Origin of the sequence: Flavobacterium sp. AJR (assembly GCF_002156885.1) — a bacterium.
Classification (GTDB): domain Bacteria; phylum Bacteroidota; class Bacteroidia; order Flavobacteriales; family Flavobacteriaceae; genus Flavobacterium.
In genome coordinates, this window is the sequence record NZ_NCWQ01000022.1 from 33,504 (window position 1) to 45,351 (window position 11,848).

The window sequence follows — 11,848 nt, forward strand, 5'->3', positions numbered from 1 at the left end:
ATTAATTCCATCCACCGCCAAGAGCGCGATACAAGTTTACAACGGCGTGCAATTTCTGACTTTGATCATCAATTCCTCTTAATTGTGCATTTAGTAAATTTTGTTCGGCTGTTAACACATCGGTATAATTAGTCGTCGAATTGTTTAATAATTCTTTATTAAAATCTACCGCTTTAAATAATGCTTCTAATTGTTTTTTCCTTTTTTCTTCTTTTAAAGCTGCGTTATCATATTTAGACAATGCATTCGAAACTTCTTCACTTGCTTTTAACATCGAAAGTTCAAAATTATACAACGCTTCTTTTTGCAAAGACAATGCTGTTGCCAATCTCGCTTTATTGATTCCTTTATTAAAAATTGGTTGTGCAAGCCCTCCGGCTATATTGCCAAAAAGTCCACCGTTTGTAAACCAATCTTTTAATCCGAAGCTAGAAAAACCAGCTGCTCCACTAATAGTCAAACTAGGATAAAAATAAGCTCTTGCTACATTACTTTCTTCAAATGCAGCTCTAAAATTATATTCGGCTTGTTGTACATCTGGTCTGTTTGCCAAAAGCTGCATCGGAACCCCAATTTTTAAATCATAAACAAGCTTTTGTTGTTCCAGAGAACCACGTACAATCTTAGTTGGAGATTTTGCCAGAAGCACACATAAAGCATGTTCGGTTTCGGTTATCTTTTGTTCTATATCCGGAATCGCTAATTCAGCTTCATAAAAGTTGGCTTCACTCTGCACAACAGCTACTCCATTAATAATAGAATTTTCGAAAAGAACCTTAATTGTTTCGGCATCAGTTTCTCTATTTTTGGCTGTCTTTTTAAGTACTTTTAATTGTTCGTCAAGTATAAGCAACTCATAATATGAATTGGCAATATTGGCTATTAGTTGAGTCTGAATAGCACGTTTGGCAGCATCTGTAGCCAATAAATTAGCAATAGCTCCTTTTTTAGCACTTTTTAATTTTCCCCAAACATCTACTTCCCATCCTGCTGTAATTCCCAAATCATATTGTGTTGATTGGTCGAAAAGTCCAAATCCTTGCGGGAAAGCCAATCTGGATTCTTTTACCGAAACATTCCCATCTACCGAAGGCAAGAAAGCAGCTTTTTTCAGTTTAAGATTTGCTGTAGATTGGTTAATGCGTTCTACTGCAATCTTTAAATCCAGATTTGCCGCTAATCCATCGGAAATAAGTTGCTGCAAAGCTGCATCAGTAAATAGCTCCGACCATTTCATCGTTGCCATATTTGTAGTATCCTTATTTTCAGGCTCACGATATTCTACTGTTGTTGCAGGTTTTGAATAGGATTTAGTGATTTTACACGAACTCCATATACTGGCAACAATCAGTATAATGACTATTAATTTATAATTATATTTCTTCATTATAATATGTTTTTATTTTTTATTTATTTGGGTGAAATTAACCGCAAGGTTCACAATCCCGAAGCGTCGGGATACGCAAAGTTCGCAAAGCAGGTTCAATACAAAGCTTTGCGAACTTTGCGTTTTTATAAAACCATCCTTGTAAAAAACTTTGTGTCCTTTGCGGTTAAAATTTTATCATAAGGTTCTCAAAGAAGGTTCAAGGCAAAGCTTTGCGAGCTTTGCGTTTTTATAAAACCATCCATCTAAAAAACTTTGCGCCCTTTGCGGTAAAATAATCGCAAAGCTATTCCCTCTGAACCTTTGAACCTTTGCTACTCTGAGCCTCCAAACCTTTGTTCCTTTCTTATCTAATCTAACATTCTCGGCTCATGCGCAGGTTCTTTTATTCCTCCAACTTTTTCCTGCATAGCCTGAAAAATGATAAACAAAACCGGAATCACAAAAACCCCGAATAATGTACCAATCAACATTCCGCCAACGGCTGCTGTACCAATAGACCTGTTACTTAATGCTCCTGCTCCTGTAGCAATCATCAACGGAATCAATCCGAAGATAAAAGCAAACGAGGTCATTAAAATAGGTCGTAATCTTGCTCTCGCTCCGAATATTGCCGACTGCACAAGACTTCTTCCGCTTAAGCGATGTAATAGTGCAAACTCTACAATAAGAATGGCATTTTTGGCTAAAAGCCCAATCAGCATTATCAAACTTATCTGAAGGAAAATATTGTTATCTACTCCAAAAAGATTCGCAAATATAAATGCTCCCGCAAGTCCTATTGGTAAGGATAACAACACCGAAAATGGTAAAATATAACTCTTGTATTGTGCACTTAGCAAGAAGTAAATAAAGATTAAACAAAGTCCGAAAATCAATGTTGTCTGACTTCCGCTGGAAAGTTCTTCTTTGGTTAAACCAGAAAACTCATAAGTATACCCTCTTTCTAGTGTTTGTGCTGCCACTTCCTCGATTGCTTTTATCGCATCTCCCGAACTATATCCTGCATTTGGCGCACCAGTAACAGTAGTAGATGTAAACAGGTTAAAACGATTTAAAAATTCTGGACCATACGTTTTCTTTAATGTTACAAACTCCGAAATTGGTGCCATTACTCCTTTATCTGTTCGAACAAAAACTTTATTTATATCGCTCTCTTTCGCTCTGTAATCAGGATGTGACTGTAACATTACTCGATATTGCTTTCCGAATTTATTAATATCCGAAGCGTAGATTCCACCAAAATAACCCTGAAGCGTATTAAGAACAGTATTTACAGATACACCCGCATCTTTACACTTTGCCACATTTACGTTGACTTCCATTTCTGGGAAACCAATATTAAACGGACTTGTAGCATACATTATCTCTGGTCGCTGATTAACTGCTGCCATAAACTTTCCGATATTCTTATCAAAATTCTGATAACTACCTCCCGTTTTATCTTGCAGTTGCACTTCGAATCCGTTGCTGTTTCCAAATCCTTGCAAAGTTGGTGCAGCAAAGAAAATAATACTTGCTCCTTTTATATGTGAAGTTTTTTCAAACAACTGACTCACAATTGAATTAACATCCTGAGTTTTACCTTTCCTTTCATTCCAAGGTTTCAGTCTTATGAATAATGCTCCGTAAGAACCTCCAGATCCGTGAATTAAATCCATTCCCGAAAGGGTTGATGAAAGTTCTATTTCGGGGATACTTCTCGCAATACTATCTATTTCTTTTGTAATTTCTTCGGTACGTTCCAGTGTCGAAGATGGTGGTAAAACCACATTCCCAAAAATAGCTCCTCCATCATCATTAGGTACAAAACCTGTTGGTGTTGTTTTTATTAAAGCATAAAATACCATTCCGAATAGTGCAATTGCAACTAATGAAATCCATTTTCTACGAATCAGGAATCGAACAGCACCAATATATTTATTTGTAACAGTTTCAAAAGCTACATTAAAACTCGCATAGAATCTTGGTAAGAAACCTTTAGGATGATTTGATTTTTCTGGGTCGTGTGGTTTTAATAAAATAGCACAAAGTGCAGGACTTAAAGTCAATGCATTAATTGCCGAAATTAATATGGCTACTGCCAATGTTAAACCAAATTGTTTGTAAAATACACCAGCAGAACCTGTAATAAATGTAACAGGAATAAATACCGCCGACATAATTAAGGTAATAGATATTATCGCTCCGCTAATCTCGCTCATAGCATGAATGGTTGCTTTCTTAGCCGATTTTGCGCCTTGGTCTAGTTTGGCATGAACTGCCTCGACGACTACAATCGCATCATCGACCACAATACCAATGGCAAGAACCAAAGCAAAAAGAGTCAATAAATTAATCGTAAATCCGAATAGTTTCAAGAAAAAGAAAGTACCAATAATCGATACAGGAACTGCAATCGCCGGAATTAATGTTGACCTAAAATCTTGTAAAAAGATAAACACAACAATGAAAACCAAAATAAATGCTTCGATAATCGTATAGATTACCTTTTCGATAGACGCGTCTAGAAAATCATTGGCATTTAAGAAAGTATGATACTCTAATCCCGGAGGGAAATCCTTAGATGCTTTTTTTAATATGTCTTCACAAGCAATAATTAATTCTCGAGCATTAGATCCTGAAATCTGACTTATCGCTCCTCCCGAAGAAACTTTTCCTTGGGTGATTAATGAAGTGGTATAATCTAAAGCACCAAACTCGATATCGGCAACATCTTTTAAACGTAATAAACTTCCTTGTTTACCGCTTCTCAAAACAATGTTTTCAAACTCTGCAGGGTTTTCAAGTCTTCCTGTAAATTTTAGAGCATATTGTACCGATTCTTTACTGTTTTCTCCAATTTTTCCAGGTGCAGCTTCAATATTTTGTTCTTGTAATGCTTTAATAATATCGTCTGGAACTAATCCTTGATTTGCCATTGCATCGGGTTTTAACCAAATACGCATTGAATATTCCTGACTGCTATAAATTTCAGTTCCTCCTACTCCTTCAACACGTTTCATCTCGGGCATAATATTTATCCTCAAATAATTATCAAGGAATTTTTCGTCGTACTTTCCGTCTTTACTATATAACAAGAAACTAAAAGCGGTACTGCTTAACTGTTTGCTAGTTGTAATACCCGATTTAATAACCTCATTTGGTAACAAACTTGTAGCTTTAGTAACTCTGTTCTGAACGTTTACCGCTGCCATATCGGGATTTGTACCCTGTTTAAAGAATATGGTTATCGACGCGCTACCATTACTACTGGCGGTAGATGTCATATAGGTCATATTCTCGACTCCGTTTATTTGTTCTTCTAGCGGAACAATCACACTTTTCATAACCACATCGGCACTTGCTCCTTGGTAAGAAGCGGTTACAACAACTGTAGGTGGCGCAATTTCGGGGTATTGTGATATGGGCAGCGAAGCTAATCCTAGTAATCCTAAAATCACTATGATTATCGATATTACGGTGGATAATACCGGATTTTCTATAAATTTTCTAAACATGTCTTTTTAATTTTTTGATGAAGGAACTATCGGTGCGATTTTCACTCCATCCCTTAAATTCCCTATCCCATCTGTAATTATAGTATCTCCAGATTTTACGCCTTCGGTTACTACATATTCTTTTTCTGTTGAGGTGTTTCTTATTTTTATTTCGGTATTATGCACTACATTTTTTGCATCTACAGTAAATACAAAAAAGCGTCCCTGCAACTCAAATACTGCTTTTTTAGGAACTAAAATCGCAGCTTCAAACTGTGTTGGAATGACAATTGTGGCACTTGCTCCACTCCATAATTTACCTTCTGGATTTGGGAAAACTGCTTTAAAATTTGCCGAACCTGTACTTGCATTTAATACTCCGCTTAAAGTCTGGATTTTCCCTTTTGATGGATATGTTTCTCCATCAGCAGTTACTAATGAAACTTCGGGCATATTCTTGAATTTATCTTTTAATTGATTCCCTGAATATTGACTCAAAAAAGAGTTTAATTGTTGCTGACTTAAAGAAAAATAAGCAAAGATGTTTTTGGTATTAGCTACTGTAGTTAAAGGGTCTGGTGCCGAACTGCTTACTAAACTTCCTGTTTTAAATGGCAAGCTTCCTACAACTCCATTTATCGGGCTCACGATATTGGTAAAAGCTAGTTTGGATTTAGACGCAGATAAATCGGCATTTGCCTGACTTAATTCGGCTCTTTTTACTCGTTCAATATTTTTAGCAGATGTCAATTCATAGTTATTTATAATTTTCTTTTCTGCCAATGCTGCTGTTCTTTTAGTCTGGATAACGGCAGTTTCCAAACTAGCTTCGGCTGCAAGAACTGCTGCTTTCTTATTATTTACTTCCTGCAAATAACTATTGGCATCTATTTTAAATAAAGGTTGTCCTTTGGCTACAGCCGAACCTTCTTCTACATAAACCTGCTCTATATATCCATCTACTTTAGAGCGTATTTCAACAGTTTGTTCTCCCTCTAAAGTCGTTGGAAATTCGACTGAAACATTGGCTTTTTGTGCCTTTATCGTAAGCGTGGGATATGCTACTGGACTTTCTGTTTGTTCTGCGTTTTTAGAATTACATGAAACTATCAAAAGTGTTCCTATAATCAGTATTGCTATTCTTCTTTTCATTATTTCGTTTATTTTCTTTTGTAAATCATTAAAGGAGAACCTGCTTCTCCCCACATTAGGGTTTGTACATATTTAATTAATTGGCTTGTGACCAATACAAGAATTTCTTCGGGTATGGACGAATTGGCTTTAAGCACTACTTTTTGATTGATAAAAGCCGAAAATTCTATTTTTCTTATTCTTTCCATCCATAAAATTCCTTCGTGATTTCCAGTTGTCGAATACACCACTATCGATGCATGCGGAGCTAGTAATGAACTGATTAATACATACGCCCAAAGCGGAACTATGGCATCATTAGAACAAGTGATTACTACATCTTTTCCTTTATATTGGTTCCAATCGATATTAGCCATTTCTAATCGGAATGTCTTTTCTTGCAACATAAAATCTTCTATAAGAAATGGTACAATATCAAATATTATGAAATCATTTTCGATGGGTTTATACGACCGTAAATCGAGAGTTTGTATGCCAGAAGCATCTATTTTATTTATTATTTCCATATTTTGGATTATTAAAAAATTGAGTTATTTATTGAATTTTAATTTTTGAGTTTTGCTGATTTTTGGACATAGGTATCCCCCGCCCAACTTGAATACTATTTTTCTAGTATGTTGAGCATGCTATAAAAAACACTTTAACTAAAGGTTTTTGAGATTTCTAAAATCTATAATGGAGAGTATGTACTATTTGTAGATTTTCATTAACACATTCCAGTACGGAACGATATATACAGGTAAATTAATCCTATCATATGAACTAATGGGTGGTGATTGTAATTCTAGTACCATAATCTATAGTTTGTATTAATAATTTCTGTAACTCTCAATATTGATTGCTCTTAGGATAATAATATCTGGCAATGAGCTTTGATAAGTTATGCAAAATTAATATTTTTGCATAATAAAACAACTAAATACTTGTTTTATTAATTTATGACTACAAATAAGATTTTAATGTTGCTCAAAATGCGAGGTCCTCTTACGGCTCTCGAGATTGCGCATGAGCTTAAGATAACAAAGGAAGGCGTTAGACAACAACTACTTAAACTTGTTGAAGAAGATTTTATACATCCTCAAGAAGAGTCTAAAGGTGTTGGTAGACCTCAAAAAACTTTTAGCCTTACGGCGAATGGAAATTCGAAGTTTCCCGATACTCATGCTGAATTAACCCTAAAGCTGATTAACATTATTAACGCTATGGGCGGAGATACTATGCAAGCGGTTATTGATGTATATGAAGAAAGTGGGAAAAAGAAGTATCATGAAGAAATTGATACTATTAATGATTTGGAACAAAAAATAGAAAAACTTGTCGAAATAAGAACAAGAGAAGGTTATATGGCGGAATACGCTAAGAATGACGATGGGTATCTTTTTGTCGAAAATCACTGTCCTATTTGTGCTGCTGCTACAATTTGCCAAGGTTTTTGTTCTTCCGAATTAAATACATTTAGATCTGTATTAGGAAAAGAAGTTAGCATTAATCGTGTGAGTCATATCATTGCGGGCGAAAGAAGATGTGCCTATCAGATTAGTATTTAGTTTTTAGTGGCAGTTTACAGTATCAGTATTCAGTATTCAGTTTACAGTTACAGTTACAGTAAAACTTTGCGCTCTTTGCGGTTAATTTCTCTGCTACTGAAAACTGAAACTGAAAACTAAAAAAGCCCTTTCTAAACTTTAGAAAGGGCTTTTGATTGATTGACAATTAATTAAATTTAGTCCATTGAAACAACAATAAATTCACTTCTTCTGTTCAATTGGTGTTCTGCTTCGGTGCAAGGAACTCCATCGGAACAGTGATTTACTAATTGACTCTCACCATATCCTTTGGCGGTTAATCGATTAGATTTAATTCCGTTTTTTATCAACCATTGTTGGGTTGATTTGGCTCTTCTGTCTGATAATGCCAGGTTGTATTTGGCTGTTTGACGACTATCGGTATGGGAGCGAATATCGATTTTCATCTTCGGATATTGCTGCATTACCGCCAGGATTTTCTCTAGTTCGAAGGCGGCATCTTTGCGGATGATGGATTTATCTAAATCAAAATAAATGATAGGTATGTTTAGTGTTTTGGCCAAATCAGTTCCTACTGTGATTGGCTTGATGCGTTTTTCTAATTTTATATTTAGGTCTGTTTCTCCTGATTGTTCTTTTATGATTACTGGAGTTTCTATGGTTTCATAATCTTCTTTGGCTACTCTTACATGATAGGTTTTGTTACAATCTACCTTAAAGCTATATGTTCCGTTTGCTGCTGTTGTAACCTCGCCTATTGTTTTAAATTGCTCGTCGAGCAGGGTTACTTTGGCGTTCTCTAGTATGGCATTGGTTTCTTTGTCGCTTACTATTCCTTTTAGGGTTTGTTCGCAGTTTAGTTTTCTGGTTTGGGTTAGTTTGTAAATATCATCGTTGCCGTTTCCTCCTTCTCGATTGGAGGTAAAGTATCCTTTTTGGGTTTCACTATCGATGATAAATGCAAAGTCGTCTTGCTTGCTATTTATTGGTGCGCCTACGTTTTGTACTGTTGTAAAGGTGTTATCGTTGTTGTTATCATTGATTTTGGTAACGTATACATCGAGTCCGCCTAGTCCTGGTCGTCCGTCGCTGGCAAAATATAGCTGGTTGTCGTTTGCTATAAACGGGAAGGTTTCTCTGCCTTCGGTATTGATTGTTTTTCCTAGGTTTTCTGGTTTTCCAAAGCTTTTGTCGCTGTTTATCGTTACGCTATACAAATCGGATTGGCCCAGTGTTCCTGGCATATCGGAGGCGAAGTATAGTTTTTTCTCGTCATTGCTTAGTGCGGGATGTGCGGTGCTGTACTGGTCGCTATTAAATGGTAGTTCGCTTACGTTGGTCCATTTGCCATCGATTTGTTCTGCTTTATAGAGTTTTAACAGGGTGATTTTTTGGTTGTCTTTGCCTCTTTTTCCTTCCAGGTAGTTGTTTCTTGTAAAGTACATTGTTTTTCCGTCTTTGGTGAAAACGGGTGTGGATTCATTGAATTTGGAATTGATGTTCTTTTGAAATCGTTCTGGTGTTCCTAGTGTTCCATCGGCTTTTATTTCAGCGGTGTATAGGTTGGTGAAGGATTTATTGGTCCATTTGAATGTTTTTTTGGCTATGCCTCCGGTATCTCTGGCGGATGCAAATACGAGTTTGTTGTTGTAATAGGCGCTTCCGTAATCGGTTTGGGTGGAGTTGATTTTTGCGTCGGCTATTTCGTATCGCCCTGAGTTGGCTTTTATTTGCTCGAGGTAGTTTTTATTGTTTTCGAATAGTTCTCCTCTTTTATCGGCTGTCTTTTTTTTGTTGAAGCTCTCGAGGGTTTTATCTGCTTTGGCATAATCTCCTGTGGCTTTTAGGGTTTGTGCGTAGCGGTAGTAGTACTCGGGTTCTTGTTCTGGATTCATTTCAAAAAGGGCTTCGTACCATTTGGCAGCTTTGGTTAGTTCACCATTAAAGTAGTAGGCGTTACCTAGTCTTTGGAACATTTCCTGGTCTTTGTATCCTTTTTCGGCTACTCTTTCGTAGGTGGCAATGGCATCGATATAGGCGTATTGGTTATAGTCTTTATCGGCTTTGTGCTGGCTTGCGCTTTGTGCTCTTCCGTTTGGTGTTATCAGTACTAAAAGGAGGGTGAAGGTGATGGCTATATAGTTTTTTTTCATCTTTGATGGTTTTAGAAGAATCTTGGTGAGGTTATTCGGCTGTAATTATTAAAGAATTCGAATCGCAGGAATATCTCGTGGGAACCTGAGTTGTAGTTGTTCAGGCGGGTGGTTTCGCGGTCGTAGGCGTAGCCTAGATATAATCCGTCGCTTACCTGGAATCCTACCATGGCGCTTAGGGCTGCACTCCATCTGTAGGCGACTCCGGCTACAAATTTGTCATTGAACATGAAGTTGGCTGACAGGTCGACTTGTAGTGGGGAACCTTCGACCATTTTGGTGAGTACGGCTGGTTTGAATTTGATATAGGGGTCTAGATCGAATACGTATCCGGCTATTAGGTAGTAGTTGATTTTGTCTTTGAAGATGGCGATGTCGTTATCGTTGTATCTGTTAGTTTCGATAAAATTGGGTACGGATAATCCGATGTAGGCTTTATCGGAATGCCAGTATACTCCTGCTCCTATATTGGGGGTGAATTTGCTGTTTAGGTCTTGAAACTGTGGGTCGCCTTGTTGTTCTGGGTTTAGTTTACCGATGTCTAAATTGAACAGGTTGGCGGTGGCTTTGATCCCGAAGGATAGCTTGAAGGTTTCGGATGTGGGTACGGTATAGGATAAATCGGCCGAGAATGTGTTTTCGTTTGTTGGTCCTATTTTATCATTTACCAGGGATACTCCAAGTCCCAGGTTGCTATTGTTTAACGGGGTGTTTAGGGAAAAACTACTGGTTTCGGGTGCTCCATCGAGTCCTACCCATTGGGTACGGTATAGTCCAAAGATGCTCATGGCTCCTCTGGAACCGGCATAGGCTGGGTTTATATTGATGGTATTGTACATGTATTGTGTAAACTGGGCATCTTGTTGTGCATGGCTTACTGCGGAAAAAAACATAAAAACGATTACTAATTTTCTCATTTATTTTTCTTTTAAGAATGGCTTAGCTTTTTAGGGCTAAGCCGTTTCTATTTGTTTTTTACTTTTATTTATTGATGTATAAATATCCTGCTTCCTGGTGGGCATTGGACTCGCTGTCTTTGTATTTTAGTACGTAGTAGTACGTTCCTACTGGCAGTCCATCGGATTGTTTTACGGTGGTGCGTCCTTCGGACATTCCTCTAAAGGCGCGTTCTTCGTTGTTGTAGTGTTCGCGTTCGAATACTAAAACTCCCCATCGGTTGTATATCTCTACGGTATTCTCTGGATAACATTCTAGTCCCTGGATGTAGAATCTCTCGTTCATGGAATCTCCATTTGGTGAGATGGCATTGAAGACTTTTATTACGCAGCCTTCTATTGGGGATACCGTTGGGTTGTCGTCTACATTACTGGTGTAATCGGATTTGTCTTCTACTGTGATTCCGTTGGCACTGGTTCCAAATGCGGTGGCCTGGTTGCTTATTTTTCCGGCATTGATGTCGGATTGTTTGATTACATATACGCCTATAAAGGTGTGTTCATCGGTTTCATTTACGCCTAATGTGATTGGGCTTCCTGTCATAACTAGTCCTGGAAGTGGGTCGCTAACTGTTACGTTTGTCAGCGGGGTGTTTCCGGTATTGGTTATCTTGAAGGTATAGGTGATCGTTTCTCCTGCATTGGCATAACCGCTTTTGTTTTCGTCATTGAATGTGGCTGTTTTTATTACGGCTATCGATGGTACGGCTACAAAAATGGTTACTTTGGCGCTTACACAATTTGTTTTGTTTATGGCATCACAAATTTGGTAGTTTAGTGTATAGGTACCTCCTGGTGTATTTGGCGCTACATCTATTGTTCCGTCTTCGTTTAATGTGATTCCTGATAATACGGTTAGGCTTTTTATGGTTACAACGGCTGGGTTGTTTATTCTGCTTCCGTTTAATTTATCATTGTCTAATACATTAATTGCTTCTAGTGTTCCGTTTATTCCGTCTGCAAAGAGTACGTTATCATCTGTTGCATCTATCACCGCTGCTCCTACTACAACTACTGAAGTTACTTCATCACAGTTTGTCGGATTGGTCACTTCGCATATTTTGTAGGTTACATCATAGTTTCCTGCTGGTGTATTTGGAGATACGGTTACTGTTCCATCTGGATTTAGTGTGAGTCCTGTTGGTACAGTTACTGGCGTTAGTTTTACTTCGCCTGGATTGGTTCCAATTACTAC

The 11,848-nt window shown here is 37.5% G+C and carries 8 protein-coding genes; 1 reads left to right on the forward strand and 7 read right to left on the reverse strand.

Annotated features, from left to right (window positions below; all coding sequences use genetic code 11):
* Window position 1 precedes the first annotated feature (1 nt).
* The 4 genes from B8T70_RS07555 to B8T70_RS07570 form a co-directional block, all read right to left on the reverse strand.
* The gene (locus tag B8T70_RS07555) at window positions 2–1,387 is read right to left on the reverse strand and encodes an efflux transporter outer membrane subunit (protein ID WP_086894485.1); all 1,386 of its coding nucleotides are present in this window, start codon (window positions 1,385–1,387) and stop codon (window positions 2–4) included.
* A gap of 350 nt (window positions 1,388–1,737) precedes the next feature.
* Complete coding sequence (locus B8T70_RS07560) at window positions 1,738–4,887, reverse strand: efflux RND transporter permease subunit (protein WP_086894486.1); 3,150 nt, start codon at window positions 4,885–4,887, stop codon at window positions 1,738–1,740.
* Window positions 4,888–4,893: 6 nt separating this feature from the next.
* Window positions 4,894–6,018 (reverse strand): efflux RND transporter periplasmic adaptor subunit, encoded by a 1,125-nt coding sequence (locus tag B8T70_RS07565; RefSeq protein WP_086894487.1) that lies wholly within the window; start codon window positions 6,016–6,018, stop codon window positions 4,894–4,896.
* Window positions 6,019–6,026: 8 nt separating this feature from the next.
* On the reverse strand, window positions 6,027–6,524 hold the full coding sequence (locus tag B8T70_RS07570; protein WP_086894488.1) for a DUF2480 family protein: 498 nt from the start codon (window positions 6,522–6,524) through the stop codon (window positions 6,027–6,029).
* A 465-nt stretch (window positions 6,525–6,989) separates the two neighbouring features.
* Between B8T70_RS07570 and B8T70_RS07575 the strand changes: the two genes are divergently transcribed.
* Complete coding sequence (locus B8T70_RS07575; protein WP_207621520.1) at window positions 6,990–7,565, forward strand: metalloregulator ArsR/SmtB family transcription factor; 576 nt, start codon at window positions 6,990–6,992, stop codon at window positions 7,563–7,565.
* 176 nt (window positions 7,566–7,741) lie between these two features.
* Here B8T70_RS07575 and B8T70_RS07580 read toward each other — a convergent pair whose 3' ends face one another.
* The 3 genes from B8T70_RS07580 to B8T70_RS07590 all read right to left on the reverse strand — a co-directional run.
* Entirely contained in the window at window positions 7,742–9,697 is a 1,956-nt protein-coding gene (locus tag B8T70_RS07580) for an OmpA family protein (RefSeq protein ID WP_086894489.1), read from the reverse strand.
* Between the two features lie 11 nt (window positions 9,698–9,708).
* Window positions 9,709–10,614, reverse strand: coding sequence for a type IX secretion system membrane protein PorP/SprF (locus B8T70_RS07585; protein ID WP_039118362.1), 906 nt, complete (start codon window positions 10,612–10,614; stop codon window positions 9,709–9,711).
* A gap of 64 nt (window positions 10,615–10,678) precedes the next feature.
* Window positions 10,679–11,848: gliding motility-associated C-terminal domain-containing protein (locus tag B8T70_RS07590; protein ID WP_123912083.1), on the reverse strand; the 1,170-nt coding region annotated here is incomplete at its 5' end.

Coding starts and splice junctions, on each gene's coding strand:
- B8T70_RS07555 (WP_086894485.1), bottom strand. CDS start 1,387: ATGAAGAAATATAATTATAAATTAATAGTCATTATACTGATTGTTGCC.
- B8T70_RS07560 (WP_086894486.1), bottom strand. CDS start 4,887: ATGTTTAGAAAATTTATAGAAAATCCGGTATTATCCACCGTAATATCG.
- B8T70_RS07565 (WP_086894487.1), bottom strand. CDS start 6,018: ATGAAAAGAAGAATAGCAATACTGATTATAGGAACACTTTTGATAGTT.
- B8T70_RS07570 (WP_086894488.1), bottom strand. CDS start 6,524: ATGGAAATAATAAATAAAATAGATGCTTCTGGCATACAAACTCTCGAT.
- B8T70_RS07575 (WP_207621520.1), top strand. CDS start 6,990: ATGCGAGGTCCTCTTACGGCTCTCGAGATTGCGCATGAGCTTAAGATA.
- B8T70_RS07580 (WP_086894489.1), bottom strand. CDS start 9,697: ATGAAAAAAAACTATATAGCCATCACCTTCACCCTCCTTTTAGTACTG.
- B8T70_RS07585 (WP_039118362.1), bottom strand. CDS start 10,614: ATGAGAAAATTAGTAATCGTTTTTATGTTTTTTTCCGCAGTAAGCCAT.